We start from the raw sequence: 17237 nt of genomic DNA, 5'->3' as shown, positions 1-17237 counted from the left end.
GCTATTTCCAGCTTTCCACTTCAATCTTTTATCACGCAAAAAAGCGTGATAAAAGGATTTCCGTTGCTATCTGGGCTAGTTTATGAACTTCAAATGTATTAAAAATCTTTGGCTATCACTAGCTAATAGTTTTTACATAAATTTGCTTTATGTCAGAAATGAATCAAAATAGAAAAATTATCCATATTGATATGGACGCTTTCTTTGCTTCGGTGGAGCAAATGGATAATCCTGCGTTGCGCGGAAAACCTGTCGCTGTTGGTGGAGCAGAAAACCGTGGCGTGGTTGCTGCTGCAAGTTATGAAGCCAGAAAGTTTGGGGTTCGAAGTGCCATTAGTGGTGTTTTGGCTAAGAAGAATTGTCCTGATTTAATTTTTGTACGACCTCGATTTGAACGTTACAAAGAGATTTCAAATAAAATTCGAAAAATCTTTAACGAATACACGGATTTGGTTGAGCCACTTTCGCTTGATGAAGCGTATCTTGATGTAACGATAAATAAAAAAGGGAATCCGAGCGCCACTTTATTGGCACAAGAAATTAGATTTCGAATCTTAAATGAAGTTGGTTTAACTGCTTCCGCAGGGATTTCGGTCAATAAATTTGTGGCGAAAATAGCCAGTGATTATAATAAGCCAAATGGTCAAAAAACGGTAAATCCTGATGAGGTTATTTCTTTTTTGGAAGTATTGCCCATCCGGAAATTTTATGGCGTGGGTAAAGTAACCACCGAAAAAATGTATCAATTGGGCATTTTTACCGGATTGGAATTAAAAAGTAAATCTTTGGAATTTCTGGAGAAGCATTTCGGGAAATCTGGAAATTTCTATTATAATGTCGTTCGAGGCATTCATAACAGTGAAGTAAAATCAGACCGGATTACTAAATCAGTAGCAGCAGAACATACTTTTGACATCAATTTATCTTCCGAAATTTTTATGATGGAGCAATTGGAAAATATTGCAAATTCATTGGAAAAACGCTTAAAAAAATACAATATAGCAGGAAAAACGGTTACGTTAAAAATAAAATACAGCGATTTTACGCAACAAACCCGAAGTAAAAGCTTGCCTTATTTTATTTCCGACAAAGGATTGATTATAGAAACCGTGAAAGAGCTTTTATATCAGGAACGAATGAAAGATTCCGTCCGTTTGCTGGGAATATCTTTAAGTAATTTAAATACGGAAGAGAAAAAGACCGTCGTGGTGCAATTGAAATTTGCATTTTAATAAAAAACCACGCCGAAAAGCGTGGTTTTGAAACTTAACAAGAAGTTTTGATTTATTTTCGGCTTAGCTTAGAAAGCAATCTTAAAAACTCAATATACAACCAAACTAAAGTTATTATTAATCCCATAGCAGCGAACCATTCCATAAACTTTGGCATTTTTTGTTCTACTCCTTTTTCCATTCGGTCAAAATCTAAGAATAAATTTAATGCTGCAATTACAATAACAAAAACACTGATACCAATGCTCATCATCGAATTGCCGTAATGAACAGGAACAAAACTGGTAAACATGGAGAACAGCCAAGAAATTAAGTAATAGGTAGCTATGGCCAGTGTTGCTGCTACAACAACCGATTTGAACTGCTCAGTAACTTTTACAATTTTAAATTTATACAATCCTAAACAGACAGCAAATGTTACAAATGTGGCGCCAACGGCCTGAATCACAATTCCTGGATATTTAGTTTCGAAAATTGCCGAAACGCCACCAATAAATAAACCTTCAAATAAGGCATAACCAGGAGCTAAAATGGGTGAGTACTGTGGTTTAAAAGCAGCAATTACAACTAAAATTAATCCCACAATTGCACCTCCAAAAGCCGGAACAATAGGGTTCATTCCGTTAAAAGTCATCCACCAAATAACAATGGCAGATGCTGAAAGCAATAAGAACAAGATTAAAGTTTTATTGATTGTTCCAGACAAAGTCATATCTTGGTTATAATCAATAAGTGTTGCGTGATGCACTTCATCATTTTTCGAAGCTGTTGTCGCTGAAAAAGATTTATTGTTTAAAAACGGATTGTTCGATTTGAAGGCCATACTATTTTAGATTTGTTTTTTTCAAAGATATATTAAAAAATAAAATAAGTCCAAAAAAAATCCGCCTTGTTTAATTTTTAAACAGGCGGATTTGTTTGAGTAAAGATATTTCTATGAAATTTCAGAAACTCTCAATGTGTTGACCATTCCTTTATCTTTTAATGGCATTGCAGCCAAATTAATTAGAAACTCACCTTTGGTAACATATCCTTTTTCTCTTGCGATTTCATTAACATCAGCAATAGTTTCATCAGTACTTTTCATCTTATCGTAAAAATAAGATTTTACGCCCCATAATAAATTGAGTTGGGTAAGGATTCTTTTATTGGATGTAAAAACAAGAATATGAGCAGATGGTCTCCAAGCAGAAATCTGGAACGCTGTATAACCACTATTAGTTAAAGTACAAATTGCTTTTGCTTCGATAATATTTGCCATAAGTGCTGCATGATGACAAATCGTTTTTGTGATAAAACGGTTTGTTCTTACTTGAGGTGTGTTTTGTGGCACTTTAATAAGTGGAGAATCTTCAACAGCTTCAATGATTTGAGTCATTTTTTCAATAACCTGAACAGGATAAAGACCAGTAGCTGTTTCACCGGAAAGCATAACTGCATCAGCACCATCCATAACAGAGTTGGCAACATCATTTACTTCGGCACGAGTTGGTGTCAAGCTGGTAATCATGGTTTCCATCATTTGTGTGGCAACAATTACCGGAATTCGAGCTGTTTTTGCTCTAAGAATTAATTCTTTTTGTACAAGTGGCACTTCTTGCGCTGGAAGTTCAACTCCTAAATCACCGCGAGCAACCATCAAAGCATCACAATATGCAACAATTTTATCGATATTTTCCAGTGCTTCCGGCATTTCTATTTTGGCAATAATAGGAATTTTATGGTCTGAATGTTCTGCAATTAATTCCTGTAAATCCTGAAGATCTCTTGGTGTTTTTACAAATGAAAGCGCAATCCAGTCTACATTTTGTCCAATAGCAAAAATAGCATCTGCAATATCTTTCTCTGTCATAGCAGGAAGCGATATTTTTGTGTTCGGAAGATTAACCCCTTTTTTAGATTTCAATTCACCACCTTGAATTACTCGGGCAATAACTTCTGTTTTTTTGTCAGTTTCAACAATTTCGAAAATAAGTTTTCCGTCATCGAGCAAAATACGTTCTCCGGGATTTACATCGTTTGGAAAATTTTGGTATTTCATAAAAACTTTTTCGGCAGTTCCAAGGATGTCCTCGGCAGTTGTAAACGTAATTAAATCTCCATCATTAACGGTTACACCATCTTCCATAACGCCTACACGAAGTTTTGGACCTTGTAAATCGCCAAGAATTGCAGTAGTATAACCAAACTCATCGTTGAGTCCTCTAATAAGAGCAATTTTTGTTTTTACATCATCATAATCAGCATGCGAAAAATTGATTCTAAACACGTTTACACCTGCGTCGATCATGTCTTTTATGATTTCACGCGTACTACATGCAGGTCCAAGTGTGGCTACAATTTTTGTTTTTTTGTTTGTTGACATTGATATTAAAAAATTAAATTATTTTTTGATTTTATTTTATTTGTTTCGACTTTATAAACCGTCGATATGCTGTCGATTGTATTTAATAGAAGCTGAATTTCTGCCACATTCATCCCTTCTTCTATGTTTTCTATTTTTAAAAAATAATCGACTTTTTTAAATTCCGGAAGTAAATATACTTTTGTTGAAACTTCCAGGCTTATATTCGAAAATAGATTTTGGCTAATCTCGTTTTTTTGTTGAATCACTTCGTTTTTATTTTGAATCAAATTCCAAGAAATTGCTTTTTCGGTATCATAAAAATAAAATCTCGAGAATTTTGTCTCTCCTTCTTTTATATTAATTTGAATCTCATTCTTGTTTTTGCTTAAATTTATTGGAAGTTTTTGATTGATAAAATAGGCTAATCTATAGTCTTCTAATGAAGTATGAATAGCAATAAGATGATAATCTATCTCGTCAAATTCGCCAAAATCTAATTTATGAATAGCCATTTCAAGAAAAAAATAAGGTGTAAATATAGTATTTCTATTGAAGTATGGACCTCATAAAACGGATGTTTTTTCTATTTTAAAAACGAAAACGTTATAGTATAGAGAAATTTCACCTATTTATTATCAATTTTATTTTGAAATGCAAAATAGGCACGTTGAGATGCTTTTTCTTCCGCTTTCTTTTTGGAGGTTGCTCTTGCTTTTGCAATTACTTTATCGTCGATACTCAGCTTTACCCCAAAAAAGCGTTGTCCATCGATTCCGTTATCCTCAAAAATATCATAGTGAAATTGTTTCTTTTCCTTTTGGCACCATTCAATCAGCAGACTTTTGTAACTGATCACTTTTCCCTCAAGTCTGGCGATATCTACATAAGGAATAATGACTCTTTTTTGAATAAACTTTTCGCAGTATTCATAGCTTCGGTCAAGATAAATTGCCCCTATTAAAGATTCAAAAAGATTGCCGTGGATGTTATCTCCAAAATGTTGTACGGGAACTTTACTTTGTATAAATCCAACGAGATTTAAATCTTTTCCCAGTTCGTTTAAATGCTCTCTACTAACAATTTTTGAACGCATTTTTGTTAAATAACCTTCGTCGCCAGCTGGAGCTTTGTTAAATAAATGCGCAGCAATAACTGAGCTTAACATAGCATCTCCAAGAAATTCTAATCGTTCATAATTAATTGCATTCCCTTTTTCGTCCTGCTTATTAGAGGAACGATGCGTGAACGCTTTCTTAAAGTTATCCAGATTAATTGGAACAAACCCTAGTATTTCACTCATAGAATCAAAAAAAATCCCGTCTTCAAGAGAACGGGATTTCGAAAATATTTTTCTAATTATTCTCATTGTAATTAGATGTCTAATCTTTTAACTAATACACAAGCATTATGTCCGCCAAAACCAAAAGTGTTGCTTATCAGAACATTCATTTCTCTTTTTTGGGCAACATTAAAAGTAAAGTTTAATTTAGGATCAATGTTTTCGTCATCTGTAAAATGATTTATGGTAGGAGGAACAATTCCGTGTTTTATCGAAAGAATAGACGAAATGGTTTCTATAGCACCAGCTGCTCCAAGTAAATGGCCAGTCATTGATTTTGTAGAGTTCAAATTCATTGTGTAAGCATGTTCACCAAAAACATGTAAAATTGCTTTTGATTCTGCTAAATCGCCAAGAGGAGTCGAAGTTCCGTGCATATTTACACCATCAACATCAGTAGGTTTTAACCCTGCGTCTCTCAAACAGTTTAGCATTACATTTTTTGCTCCTAATCCTTCAGGATGTGGGGCTGTAATATGATAAGCATCAGCAGACATTCCGCCTCCGCCAATTTCGCAATATATTTTTGCTCCCCGTGCTACGGCGTGTTCGTATTCTTCAAGAATTAAAGCGCCAGCGCCTTCGCCTAAAACAAAACCGTCGCGGTCTTTATCCATTGGTCTTGAAGCGGTTTTTGGATCGTCATTTCTTGTTGAAAGTGCGTGCATGGCATTAAATCCGCCCATTCCTGCAATTGTTACTGCAGCTTCTGAACCACCGGTTACCATTGCATCTGCATGACCCAATCGAATATAATTGAAAGCATCAATAATAGCATTTGTAGAGGAAGCACAAGCAGAAACGGTTGTGAAATTTGGACCTCTAAAGCCGTATTTTATAGAGATATGACCACCAGCAATATCAGCAATCATTTTCGGAATAAAGAAAGGATTGAAACGAGGTGTTCCATCGCCTTTGGCAAAATCAAGCATTTCATTTTGAAATGTTTCCAACCCACCAATTCCTGAACCCCAGATAACACCAACTCTGTCTTTATCTAATTTTTCTAAATCGAAACCAGCATCTTTTACAGCTTCTTCTGCAGTAACTATAGCATATTGTGCATATCGATCCATTTTTCGGGCTTCTTTTCGGTCTATGAAGTCTTCAGCATTGAAGTTTTTCACTTCACAAGCAAACTGTGTTTTATGCTTTGAAGCATCATAATGAGTTATGTTTGCGGCTCCACTAACACCGTTAATAAGGCCGTTCCAATATTCTTGAATATTATTTCCTATTGGAGTAAGCGCACCCAAACCTGTAACTACAACTCTTTTTAATACCATAACCTAGGGTGTTTTTTATATATTTCAACAAATAAAACCCACGCTTTCTTTCCTGTATTATTACTACAAAAGAGCCATGGGTAATTCTATTTTAAATATTATTGTGATTGAAATTCAATCCGAAATTTAGTTTTAAAAATAATAACACCCGTTAACAATGAAGCAAACGGGTGTTTTTTTATTATTTCTTAGCTTCTTCGATATAAGAAATCGCTTGACCTACAGTAGCAATGTTTTCTGCTTGATCGTCTGGAATTTGAATGTCAAATTCTTTTTCGAATTCCATAATAAGTTCTACTGTGTCTAATGAATCAGCTCCTAAATCATTAGTGAAGCTAGCTTCTGTTACAACTTCGTTTTCGTCAACGCCTAATTTGTCTACGATAATCGCTTTTACTCTTGATGCAATGTCTGACATAATCTTTAATTTTAAAATTTAATTTGTTGGCAAAAATAAAAAACTTTATTTTAAAACAACTATTTAGTTAATAAATGTGACAGCTAATTTATAAAATAAATTTCACAAAGACTTCATAATGTTATTTATTATCACTTTTTATTCTTTTTTTTGCATAAATGAAATCACTTTGGTTATGAAGAAAATAGTAATTTTTGCTTCTGGTTCGGGGACTAATGCCGAAAACATTATAAAATATTTTCAATCTAAAGAGATAGGAACTGTTGTTGCCGTTTTTACCAATAATCCAAATGCGAAAGTTCTTGAGAGAGCCAAAAACTTTCAAGTTCCAACAGAAATCTTCAACAAAGAGGAATTATATGAAGGTAAAATACTACAGAAACTAAATGTAATTCAACCCGATTTGATAGTTCTCGCCGGATTTTTATTAAAATTGCCCAAAAGTATGATTGAATCGTATCTTAATACCATAATAAATATTCATCCTGCTTTGTTGCCCAAATATGGTGGAAAAGGAATGTATGGCATGAATGTGCACAAAGCGATTGTCGAAAATCGAGAAAGAGAAACGGGAATCACGATTCATTTTGTCAACGAAAATTATGACGAAGGAAATGTTATTTTTCAGAAAACCGTGCCTTTAACAGAAACAGATTCACCTGAAAGTGTAGCTGAAAAAATTCACGAACTCGAACAACGTTATTTTCCGGAAGTGATTGAAAACTTTATAACTCATAACTTATAATTTTGGACGCTCAACACGTCGTACATATTTATACGGATGGCGCTGCCAAGGGAAATCCTGGACGGGGTGGTTACGGCGTTGTTATGGAACTCGTGGGAACGCCACATAAAAAGGAATTCTACGAAGGGTTCCGTCATACTACTAATAACAGAATGGAATTGTTAGCCGTAATTGTGGGTCTCGAAAAGCTGAAAAATCCTAATATGAAGGTTTTGATAGTTTCGGATTCTAAATACGTAGTGGATTCTGTTTTGAAAAAATGGGTTTTTGGCTGGGAGAAAAAAGGTTTTGCTGGAAAGAAAAACCCTGATTTATGGAAACGTTTTTTGGCAGTTTACAGAAAACACCAAGTCGATTTCAAATGGATAAAAGGACACAATAACCATTCTCAAAACGAACGTTGTGATGAATTGGCGGTTTTTGCGTCCAGTCAAAAAGAGCTCTCTGTGGATGTTTTTTATGAGAAGGAAAAGGATAAATGGTTATAGAAACTAAACTGCTTATTTTTCTGTATTCCAAAAAGTACTATTCCAAAAACGAATATCATCAATATTATAGGTTTGCTTTTTTGTGTTTTTTTCTTCTAGTTGATTTAAACAAGCATTTCTTAAGGCATCTGAATTTTCTTTATAACTTCTTGAATTTGTGAAGGAATATCCATAAAAAGAGCTTTTAAGATTATTATTTATCCTTTCTGCGACAAAACAATTGCCATCAAAGAATGTGCCTTCATAAGGTAAATTTCCTTCCTTTTCCCAGCCATCTGCTTCTTTTCTTGTCATTCCTTTGTATTGTTTTTTATTATCATTTTCAACAATTACTAGAAAGGCAATTCTATTTACATTCGGACTATAAAAAATGCTGTCAATATATATTTTAGTAAAACTATCATTTATAAATTCTAGTTTTTCATTTACTCGAATAGCAGCAGTGTATGGTTCTTCATGATTATTTATGTTCTTTCTAATAATTGAAACTAAAGTCAAACTGTCTTTAAAATATTGTTCTTTAGAAATGTTTATTAACGATTTATACTCTTTTGAAGTGTAATTATTACTTCTAAGTTCTTGCCATCCAAAGATGTATTTAAAATAAATGAAAGCAAATAGGAAAACAACTAAAATTATTCCGGACACTACTAATTTTTTTCTCATATTTTATCATTTATATTCTCATAACAAATCTACCATAAAAAAACCTCAAAACTTCTAATCGCATACATTTTCAAACTTCAAACTTATAAACTATCTTTGCCGCTTAATTCGAATCACATATAATGAATAAATTATTGATTGTTGGAACCGTTGCTTTCGACGCTATTGAAACGCCTTTTGGCAAAACAGATAAAATTTTAGGCGGTGCAGGAACTTACATAGGACTTTCGGCTTCTCATTTTAAACTTCAATCTGCTATTGTTTCGGTTGTTGGCGATGATTTTCCGCAAGAATACTTGGATTTATTAGTATCAAAGAATATTGATATTTCAGGTCTTGAAGTGGTCAAAGGTGGGAAAACCTTCTTTTGGAGCGGTCGTTACCATAACGATTTGAATTCAAGAGACACATTGGACACCCAATTAAATGTATTAGCTGATTTTCAACCAAAAGTTCCTCAGAATTTCAAAACTGCCGATGTCGTAATGCTAGGAAACTTGCATCCATTAGTACAAAGCAGTGTTTTAGATCAAATGGACGTTAAGCCAAAATTAGTGGTTCTCGACACAATGAATTTTTGGATGGATTGTGCTTTACCGGAGCTGTTAGCTGTAATAAAACGTATTGATGTTATTACAATTAATGATGAAGAAGCAAGACAACTTTCAGGAGAATATTCATTGGTAAAAGCAGCAGCAAAAATCCATACAATGGGACCAGAATATGTGGTTATCAAAAAAGGAGAGCACGGTGCTTTGTTGTTTCACGACCACAAAATTTTCTTTGCCCCAGCTTTGCCATTAGAAGAAGTTTTCGATCCAACTGGAGCTGGAGACACATTTGCAGGAGGATTTGCAGGATATATTACACAAAGCGAAAACGTATCTTTCGAAAATATGAAAAGTGCCATAATTTTTGGTTCTAATTTAGCTTCCTTTTGTGTAGAAAAATTTGGAACCGAAAGAATGGTTGACCTTGAAAAAGACGAAGTGATAGCTAGGTTGCAGCAATTTAAATCTCTAACTCAATTTGATATAGAAATATAATAAAGTGTGCCTCGTATTTCGGGGCATTTTTTATTAAGAATAGCCGCAGATTTACAGATTTTAATTTGCAAACTGCGTTAAAAAAATTAACTACAAATTACAACAACACAATGAGCGACGCAATTAAACACGAATGTGGCATTGCCCTTTTAAGATTAAAAAAACCGTTAGAATTCTACAAAGAAAAATACGGGACAGCTTTCTACGGAATACAAAAAATGTATCTCCTAATGGAAAAGCAGCACAATCGAGGACAAGATGGAGCAGGTTTTGCAAGCATCAAACTTGATGTGGAACCTGGAGAACGATATATAAGCAGAGTTCGGTCGAATGACGCACAACCTATTCAGGATGTTTTTGCTCAAATAAATGACAGGATAAATGAGGAAATGGCTTCACATCCCGAATATTTGGATGATGTAGCTTTGCAAAAAAGAAAAATCCCCTATTTAGGCGAATTATTTTTAGGACACGTTCGTTACGGAACCTTTGGAAAAAATAGCATTGAAAGTGTTCACCCATTTTTACGTCAAAACAATTGGATGCATAGAAATCTGATTTTGGCTGGAAATTTTAACATGACTAATGTAAAAGAACTTTTTCAAAATCTTGTTGATTTAGGTCAGCATCCAAAAGAAATGACGGATACCGTTACTGTAATGGAAAAAATTGGACATTTTCTAGACAATGCAGTAACAGATTTATACCAAGAATGCAAAAATAATGGTTTGACAAAAAGAGAAGCATCTCCTGTAATTGCTGAAAAATTAGATATAGCGAAAATTTTAAACAGAGCCTCTAAAAACTTAGATGGTGGTTATGCAATGGCTGGATTATTGGGTCATGGAGACGCTTTTGTTTTTAGAGACCCTGCTGGAATTCGCCCTGCCTATTTTTATGAGGATGATGAAATTGTGGTAGTAGCATCAGAACGTCCGGTTATTCAAACAGTTTTCAATGTAGATTTCGAAAAAGTAAAAGAACTTCAACCTGGAAATGCTTTAATAATCAAGAAAAATGGAAAAGTTACAGAAGAAGAAATACTTCCAGCAACGGTTAAAAAAGCCTGTTCTTTTGAAAGAATTTATTTCTCTCGTGGAAGCGATGCCGAAATATATCAAGAAAGAAAAAACTTGGGAAAACTAATTCTTCCAGCAGTTTTAGACGCCATTGAGAACGATACGGACAACACCGTTTTTTCTTATATTCCAAATACAGCCGAAACTTCTTTTTACGGAATGGTCGAAGCGGCTCAGGATTTCCTAAATCAAAGGAAAAATAATTACATACTCGAAAATAGAAAAAAACTAACAAGAGAAAAACTCGAGGAAATCCTTTCGGTAAAAATCAGAACTGAAAAAGTAGCTATCAAAGATGCAAAATTGCGAACTTTTATCACCGAAGACAGTAGTCGAGATGACTTGGTTGCCCACGTTTATGATGTGACTTATGGTGTAATAAAACCAACAGATAATTTGGTAATTATTGATGACAGTATTGTTCGTGGAACAACGCTCAAAATGAGTATTATCAAAATGATGGACCGCTTGAAACCAAAAAGTATTGTTGTAGTTTCATCGGCTCCACAAATTAGATATCCGGATTGTTATGGAATTGATATGGCAAAGCTCGAAGGATTGGTAGCATTCAGAGCAGCATTAGACCTTTTAAAAGACAGAAACTTATATCACATCGTAGATGAGGTTTATGCCAAATGTAAAGAGCAGGAGGATTTAATGGATCACGAAGTTGTTAATTTTGTCACTGAAATCTATGCGCCATTTCAGCCACAGGAAATTTCTGATAAAATAGCACAACTTTTAAGTTCGCCAGAAATCAATGCCGAAGTGAAAATTATTTTCCAAACGGTTGAGAATTTACATATTGCTTGTCCTAAAAATTTAGGAGATTGGTACTTCACTGGAGATTATCCAACTCCTGGAGGCAATCGTGTTGTAAATAAGGCGTTTATGAATTTTTATGAAGGTAAAAATGCAAGAGCTTACTAAAAAAAAGTGATAATTAAGTAGTTCATCGACTTTTTAGGTATTTCATCTAATTTATTTGTAGTAAGCGTATTGTGATTATATCTTTGTTTCACCATAATATTAGTAGGTTAAGTTTATGGTAGATTTGGGGCAAAAAGGGTGAAAGCAATTTCACCTTTTTTATTGGAATAAACTCAAATAATCTAAAAAACAGATGTTTACACACTGATTTGGGATTCATCCCAATATATTTCAAATAAAAAATCAGATAAAACTACAAGATTATTAACTTTGCATTACCGTAATTTAGTAGATTAAGTTTATGGTAGATTTTGGGGCAAAGAGGTGAAAGCAATTTCACCTTTTTTATTGGAATAAACTCAAGGATTCTTAATAAAAAAAATAGACGAATAAACTCATTCAAGTCCATCCGTCTATTATCTAAAAGTCTATTATCTTCTAGACTATTTTTCTAAAGCATATCTTCTAGCCACTTCAGCCCAGTTAATTACATTAAAGAAAGCTTCAATATAATCTGGTCTTCTATTTTGATAATTCAAATAATAAGCGTGCTCCCAAACATCCATTCCTAGGATTGGTCTTCCGCCACAACCTACACCTGGCATTAAAGTATTGTCTTGATTAGGTGTTCCACAAACTTCAAGTTTACCATCTTTTACACATAACCAAGCCCATCCTGAACCAAATTGTGTAGCTCCAGCTTTTGCGAAAGCAGCTTTAAATACATCAAAAGAACCAAAAGCGCTATCAATAGCAGCAGCTAATTCTCCTGTTGGCAATCCGCCACCATTTGGAGACATCACTGTCCAAAACAAACTGTGATTAAAATGTCCACCGCCGTTGTTACGAACAGCCATATTTTTCATATCAAGATTTGTCAAAATATCTTCGATGCTTTTTCCTTCTAAATCCGTTCCAGCAATAGCAGCATTTACGTTAGTGATATAAGCATTATGATGCTTTGTGTGATGGATTTCCATAGTACGGGCATCAATATGTGGTTCCAATGCGTCATACGCATAAGGTAATTGTGGTAATTCAAAAGCCATAATATTGTTGTTTAAGTGATTTATAAATATTTTATTCAAAATTAAACATTTAACTTTGGAAAAGGAAATTCTATTTAGTTATAGTTTTATTAAATTAATTGATAGTGCTGTTTTCAGGAGCTTTTCCCGCTTTCCGTTACAATCTTTTCCCACGCAAAAAAGCGTGAAAAAAGGATTTCCACTTCAATCGGGGCTAGGGCTTCGGTGTTAAAATCAGATAATATGCAAAGACCATCATTCTCTATATACGACGCATCGGCAGGTTCCGGAAAAACCTATGCACTCGTCAAAGAATACCTTAAAATTATTCTGGTTGCCAAAAAGAATGATGCCTATCGCAACATTCTCGCCATTACGTTTACCAACAAAGCGGTTCACGAAATGAAAAGCAGGATTGTGGGCAGTTTATCCGAGTTTTCAAAAGACAATCCAAGCGAAAAAGCACATGATTTAATGCAACATTTGGCAATTGAAACCCAACTTTCCCTCATCCAAATCAAAACCAAATCGCAGCAAATCATCAAGCATATTATTCATAATTATGCTGCTTTTGATATTTCCACCATCGATAAATTTACGCACAAAGTGATTCGTGCTTTTGCTCACGATTTAGGTTTGCCAATGACTTTTGAAGTGACTTTGGACACCGAAAATCTGCTCATTGAAGCCGTTGATGCCATCATTGCGCAAGCTGGCGAAGATGAAACGCTAACCAAATTGCTCATCGATTTCACGATGGAAAAAACAGATGACGACAAATCTTGGGACATTTCACGAGAGATTCTTGAAACAGGTCGTTTGGTTCTCAATGAAAATAATAGAAATGAAATCACTCATTTTCACGATAAAACCATCGCTCAATTCGTCGAAATTAAAAAGAAACTAGCCGAAGCCAGTAAAGTTTTGGAAAAAGAAAACGCAGCAATTGCTGAAAGCGCTTTATTGTTAATTGAAAAAAACGGAATTGACACCAAATCCTTTTCAGGATCTTATTTTCCAAAACATTTACAAAGCATTCAAGAGGGAAAATTTAATCCAAAAAACAAAACCTACCACGAAATTGATGATATAAAAATCAATAAAACCGCCAAAGACGGAGTGATTATCGAAAATATTATTCCTGAATTATTGCAAATTCTCGGCACTATTTACAAAAATTTTGAAAAGAGAGATTTCTACAAAGCATTCCTGAAAAACATTACGCCATTATCGTTGTTGAACACAGTTAGTAATGAATTGGCAAAAATTCAGGAAGAACAGAACGTGCTTTCCATTTCTGAATTCAACGCCATTATTCATCGGGAAATTCAGAACCAGCCAGCTCCATTCATTTATGAACGATTGGGCGAACGTTACCGTCATTTTTTCATCGATGAATTTCAGGATACTTCCGAAATGCAGTGGCAAAACCTGATTCCGTTGATTGACAACGCCACTTCAAGCGAAATTGATGGCGAAAAAGGAACCTTGATGATTGTTGGCGACCCGAAACAGTCCATTTATCGCTGGCGGGGAGGTAAAGCCGAACAGTTTATTGCGTTGAGCAAAGACAAAAATCCGTTCAATAATCCCGATAAAGTTTTAGAGCATTTAGACAAAAATTACCGTTCTTATTCACAAATAATTGATTTCAACAACGAGTTTTTTCAATTGTTGTCCAATGAATTTGAGCACGAAGATTACAAAGATTTATACGAAAATCACAGTCATCAAAAAAGTAATGACAAAACAGGCGGTTATGTAAATATATCTTTCATTCCAAAAGTGGAAAACGCAGAAGACGACGAAGATGCGTTGGACAAAACGGGATTATACGTTTTGGCGACTTTAAACACCATTCAAAAAGTAGTAAAACAGGGTTTCGAATACAAGGATATTGTAATTCTTACCAGAAAACGAAGTCAAGGAATTGCAGTTGCTAATTATTTGACGGAGCAAGGAATTCCGCTTTTGTCATCAGAAACTTTGATGATTAAAAGCGCCACCGAAGTTCGATTCATTATCCATTTATTAAAGTATTTAAAAAACAATTCGGATAAAGAATCAAAAGCTTATTTCTTGCACTATTTAGCACAAAATAGTCAAGACAAATTGCCCATTCACGACTTTATAGCACAAGGAATGGGTTATGTAAATGAAATAGATTTCGAGAACTGGCTCGAGAGTTTTGATGTTAGTTTATCTTTTCAAAACATCAGAAAAAAATCTTTGTATGAAGCAGTGGAACTTATTGTTTCTAAATTCCTTAATCTCAAAAAAAGCAATGCTTACGTTCAGTATTTTATGGATATAGTACTCGAACGAGATATTCGGAATCAAGCTGGCATCTCGGATTTTTTGAATTTTTGGGACAAAAATTCAGAGAAATTCAGCATTCCTTCGCCAGAAGGGAACAATGCAGCTCGGATAATGACTATTCATACTTCAAAAGGATTGGAATTCCCAGTTGTGATTATGCCATTTGCCGATGAAGATTATAGTCGCAGTCCAAAAAATAAATTATGGATTGACGCAGAAGTAGAGGCTTTTGGTTTGCCAAAAGTTTTGGTTGATAACAGCAAAGCGGTTGAAGGTTTTGGAGAAGCGGCAAAATTAGTTTATGATCAGAAATCTCAGGAAGAATTATTAGACAATATTAATATTTTATACGTGGCTTTGACTAGAGCCGAAGAACAATTGTATGTGATTTCGAATATGAATTTGGATTCCAAAGGCGTTGTGAGAAAAAACAATATGTCTACCTTTTTTGTGAATTATTTGGTTAACAAAGAGCAATTTGAAGAAGATAAATTTGAATATGAATTTGGAAACCCAACCAAATTGTCAAACGAGAATAAACACGTCGATACTTTGAAAACCATTCCTTTAGTTTCTGAAATTTTGAATCCTAAAAATATAAAAATTGCCCAACGAGAAGCCTTAATGTGGGGAACGCATCAGCAAGAAGCTATAGAATATGGAAATGTGGTTCACGAGATTTTAGCTTTTGTGAAAACTAAAGATGATATTGATTTGGCAATAATAAAATCTATAGAAAGCGGATTAATTACCATTAATCAAAAAGAAGTGGTTTATAAAACCATTCAGGAAATCGTAAATCACTCAGAACTTTCAAATTATTTTGCCGAAGGAAACGAGGTGCTGAACGAGCAAACAATTATTCAAAAACTTGGAAACTCAATCAAGCCTGACCGAATGGTTTTAACAAATAAAAAAGAGGTTTTTTTGTTGGATTATAAAACAGGAACGCATAATCCTAAATATCAATTGCAATTGGAGAATTATAAAAATGCGATTGAATTGATGGGTTATAAAGTGGTAAAAAAAGCACTTATTTACATAGGAGAACAAATCAATGTGGTAAATTTGTAAAAAATCTTTAGCATTAAACGTAAGAAACAAAAATATGTACGGAAAAATTCAACAATACTTGCAAATCGAACTTCAAACTATTGAGGACAGCGGAATTTTTAAAAAAGAAAGAATTATAACTTCGCCACAGGGAGCTGAAATTACTGTCAATGGAGAAACGGTTTTGAATTTTTGTGCCAATAATTACCTCGGACTTTCTTCGCATCCCGAAGTGATTCAGGCTGCCAAAGACACGATGGACACACACGGTTTTGGAATGTCATCGGTTCGTTTTATTTGCGGAACGCAGGATATTCATAAAACTTTGGAAAAAAAGATTTCAGAATTCTACGGAACTGAAGACACGATTCTTTATGCTGCCGCTTTTGATGCTAACGGAGGCGTTTTTGAACCTTTGTTAAATGAAAATGATGCCATAATTTCGGACAGCTTGAATCACGCGTCTATTATTGACGGTGTTCGTTTGTGTAAAGCGTCACGTTATCGCTATGAAAATTCTAATATGGAAGATTTGGAACAACAATTAATAAAAGCCAATGATGCAGGGTCTCGTTTTAAATTGATTGTTACCGATGGTGTTTTCTCTATGGATGGTGTTGTGGCGCCTTTAGACAAAATTTGTGATCTAGCCGATAAATATGATGCTATGGTTATGGTAGATGAATGTCACGCCGCAGGATTTATTGGGCCAACCGGAAAAGGAACGCTTGAAGCAAAAGGAGTAATGGGAAGGGTAGACATAATTACGGGAACATTAGGAAAAGCACTTGGTGGTGCAATGGGAGGTTACACCACAGCTAAAAAAGAAATTATAGAATTGTTGCGTCAACGTTCAAGACCTTACTTATTTTCAAATTCCTTGGCGCCAGCTATAGTTGGAGCTTCCATCAAGGTTTTTGAATTATTGGAAAAAGACACAATACTTCGAGACAAACTCGAATGGAACACGAATTATTTCAAGGCAGGAATGAAGAAAGCGGGTTTTGATATTGTAAATGGGGATTCTGCCATTGTTCCAGTGATGTTATATGATGCAAAATTAGCCCAGAATATGGCCAATGAATTGTTGAAAAAAGGGATTTACGTTATTGGCTTCTTTTTTCCAGTTGTGCCAAAGGATAAAGCAAGAATTAGGGTGCAACTTTCAGCTTCACACACAAAAGAACATTTGGATAGAGCGATTCAAGCTTTTGCGGAAGTTGGAATGAATCTAAATGTTGTATAATTCACGTTTTTATTG

The 17237-nt window shown here is 34.5% G+C and carries 15 protein-coding genes; 7 read left to right on the top strand and 8 right to left on the bottom strand.

Annotation, left to right across the window (positions count from 1 at the left end; all coding sequences use genetic code 11):
* Positions 1-149: 149 nt before the first annotated feature.
* A complete protein-coding gene (gene dinB / locus ACH2BV_RS12315) occupies positions 150-1232 on the top strand; it encodes a DNA polymerase IV (protein WP_395051030.1) in 1083 nt (360 codons plus the stop codon).
* Positions 1233-1284: 52 nt separating this feature from the next.
* Here the strand turns inward: dinB and ACH2BV_RS12310 are convergent, their stop codons facing one another.
* The 6 genes from ACH2BV_RS12310 to ACH2BV_RS12285 all read right to left on the bottom strand — a co-directional run bounded on the left by ACH2BV_RS12310 (position 1285) and on the right by ACH2BV_RS12285 (position 6622).
* Entirely contained in the window at positions 1285-2055 is a 771-nt protein-coding gene (locus ACH2BV_RS12310) for a Bax inhibitor-1/YccA family protein (protein ID WP_395051029.1), read from the bottom strand.
* Positions 2056-2166: 111 nt separating this feature from the next.
* The gene (pyk, locus tag ACH2BV_RS12305) at positions 2167-3597 is read right to left on the bottom strand and encodes a pyruvate kinase (RefSeq protein WP_395051028.1); all 1431 of its coding nucleotides are present in this window, start codon (positions 3595-3597) and stop codon (positions 2167-2169) included.
* A 5-nt stretch (positions 3598-3602) separates the two neighbouring features.
* Entirely contained in the window at positions 3603-4091 is a 489-nt protein-coding gene (locus ACH2BV_RS12300) for an IPExxxVDY family protein (protein WP_395051027.1), read from the bottom strand.
* A 113-nt stretch (positions 4092-4204) separates the two neighbouring features.
* On the bottom strand, positions 4205-4945 hold the full coding sequence (rnc, locus tag ACH2BV_RS12295; protein WP_395051026.1) for a ribonuclease III: 741 nt from the start codon (positions 4943-4945) through the stop codon (positions 4205-4207).
* 5 nt (positions 4946-4950) lie between these two features.
* The gene (gene fabF / locus ACH2BV_RS12290) at positions 4951-6204 is read right to left on the bottom strand and encodes a beta-ketoacyl-ACP synthase II (RefSeq protein WP_395051025.1); all 1254 of its coding nucleotides are present in this window, start codon (positions 6202-6204) and stop codon (positions 4951-4953) included.
* A gap of 181 nt (positions 6205-6385) precedes the next feature.
* Complete coding sequence (locus tag ACH2BV_RS12285) at positions 6386-6622, bottom strand: acyl carrier protein (RefSeq protein ID WP_007137004.1); 237 nt, start codon at positions 6620-6622, stop codon at positions 6386-6388.
* A gap of 175 nt (positions 6623-6797) precedes the next feature.
* Between ACH2BV_RS12285 and purN the strand changes: the two genes are divergently transcribed.
* Both purN and rnhA read left to right on the top strand, forming a co-directional pair.
* Positions 6798-7367 (top strand): phosphoribosylglycinamide formyltransferase, encoded by a 570-nt coding sequence (purN, locus tag ACH2BV_RS12280; RefSeq protein ID WP_395051024.1) that lies wholly within the window; start codon positions 6798-6800, stop codon positions 7365-7367.
* A 2-nt stretch (positions 7368-7369) separates the two neighbouring features.
* Positions 7370-7855, top strand: coding sequence for a ribonuclease HI (gene rnhA, locus ACH2BV_RS12275; protein ID WP_395051023.1), 486 nt, complete (start codon positions 7370-7372; stop codon positions 7853-7855).
* Between the two features lie 12 nt (positions 7856-7867).
* Here the strand turns inward: rnhA and ACH2BV_RS12270 are convergent, their stop codons facing one another.
* Positions 7868-8521 carry a hypothetical protein gene (locus ACH2BV_RS12270; RefSeq protein WP_395051022.1) on the bottom strand — a complete coding sequence of 218 codons (654 nt, stop codon included), beginning with the start codon at positions 8519-8521 and terminating at the stop codon, positions 7868-7870.
* A gap of 122 nt (positions 8522-8643) precedes the next feature.
* On the opposite strand from ACH2BV_RS12270, the gene ACH2BV_RS12265 reads away from it, so the two are divergent.
* Positions 8644-9567: a PfkB family carbohydrate kinase gene (locus ACH2BV_RS12265; protein ID WP_395051021.1), complete on the top strand. Its 924-nt coding sequence runs from the start codon at positions 8644-8646 to the stop codon at positions 9565-9567.
* Between the two features lie 110 nt (positions 9568-9677).
* Positions 9678-11576 carry an amidophosphoribosyltransferase gene (locus ACH2BV_RS12260; RefSeq protein WP_395051020.1) on the top strand — a complete coding sequence of 633 codons (1899 nt, stop codon included), beginning with the start codon at positions 9678-9680 and terminating at the stop codon, positions 11574-11576.
* A 443-nt stretch (positions 11577-12019) separates the two neighbouring features.
* On the opposite strand, the gene ACH2BV_RS12255 is transcribed toward ACH2BV_RS12260, so the two are convergent.
* Positions 12020-12625 (bottom strand): superoxide dismutase, encoded by a 606-nt coding sequence (locus ACH2BV_RS12255; RefSeq protein WP_395051019.1) that lies wholly within the window; start codon positions 12623-12625, stop codon positions 12020-12022.
* A 222-nt stretch (positions 12626-12847) separates the two neighbouring features.
* Between ACH2BV_RS12255 and ACH2BV_RS12250 the strand changes: the two genes are divergently transcribed.
* Positions 12848-15997: a UvrD-helicase domain-containing protein gene (locus ACH2BV_RS12250; protein WP_395051018.1), complete on the top strand. Its 3150-nt coding sequence runs from the start codon at positions 12848-12850 to the stop codon at positions 15995-15997.
* 34 nt (positions 15998-16031) lie between these two features.
* Entirely contained in the window at positions 16032-17222 is a 1191-nt protein-coding gene (gene kbl, locus ACH2BV_RS12245) for a glycine C-acetyltransferase (RefSeq protein WP_395051017.1), read from the top strand.
* The last annotated feature ends 15 nt before the right edge of the window (positions 17223-17237 follow it).

Source organism: Flavobacterium sp. (assembly GCF_043780635.1).
Classification (GTDB): domain Bacteria; phylum Bacteroidota; class Bacteroidia; order Flavobacteriales; family Flavobacteriaceae; genus Flavobacterium.
Note: the sequence above shows the minus strand (reverse complement) of the source record. Positions and strands in the feature narration are given on the sequence as shown.

Excerpts from the sequence above, each read along its gene's own strand:
- ACH2BV_RS12285 (WP_007137004.1), bottom strand. The coding sequence starts at position 6,622 with ATGTCAGACATTGCATCAAGAGTAAAAGCGATTATCGTAGACAAATTA.
- ACH2BV_RS12250 (WP_395051018.1), top strand. The coding sequence starts at position 12,848 with ATGCAAAGACCATCATTCTCTATATACGACGCATCGGCAGGTTCCGGA.
- dinB (WP_395051030.1), top strand. The coding sequence starts at position 150 with ATGTCAGAAATGAATCAAAATAGAAAAATTATCCATATTGATATGGAC.
- kbl (WP_395051017.1), top strand. The coding sequence starts at position 16,032 with ATGTACGGAAAAATTCAACAATACTTGCAAATCGAACTTCAAACTATT.
- purN (WP_395051024.1), top strand. The coding sequence starts at position 6,798 with ATGAAGAAAATAGTAATTTTTGCTTCTGGTTCGGGGACTAATGCCGAA.
- ACH2BV_RS12260 (WP_395051020.1), top strand. The coding sequence starts at position 9,678 with ATGAGCGACGCAATTAAACACGAATGTGGCATTGCCCTTTTAAGATTA.
- ACH2BV_RS12255 (WP_395051019.1), bottom strand. The coding sequence starts at position 12,625 with ATGGCTTTTGAATTACCACAATTACCTTATGCGTATGACGCATTGGAA.
- ACH2BV_RS12270 (WP_395051022.1), bottom strand. The coding sequence starts at position 8,521 with ATGAGAAAAAAATTAGTAGTGTCCGGAATAATTTTAGTTGTTTTCCTA.
- ACH2BV_RS12300 (WP_395051027.1), bottom strand. The coding sequence starts at position 4,091 with ATGGCTATTCATAAATTAGATTTTGGCGAATTTGACGAGATAGATTAT.
- ACH2BV_RS12265 (WP_395051021.1), top strand. The coding sequence starts at position 8,644 with ATGAATAAATTATTGATTGTTGGAACCGTTGCTTTCGACGCTATTGAA.
- fabF (WP_395051025.1), bottom strand. The coding sequence starts at position 6,204 with ATGGTATTAAAAAGAGTTGTAGTTACAGGTTTGGGTGCGCTTACTCCA.
- ACH2BV_RS12310 (WP_395051029.1), bottom strand. The coding sequence starts at position 2,055 with ATGGCCTTCAAATCGAACAATCCGTTTTTAAACAATAAATCTTTTTCA.
- rnc (WP_395051026.1), bottom strand. The coding sequence starts at position 4,945 with ATGAGAATAATTAGAAAAATATTTTCGAAATCCCGTTCTCTTGAAGAC.
- pyk (WP_395051028.1), bottom strand. The coding sequence starts at position 3,597 with ATGTCAACAAACAAAAAAACAAAAATTGTAGCCACACTTGGACCTGCA.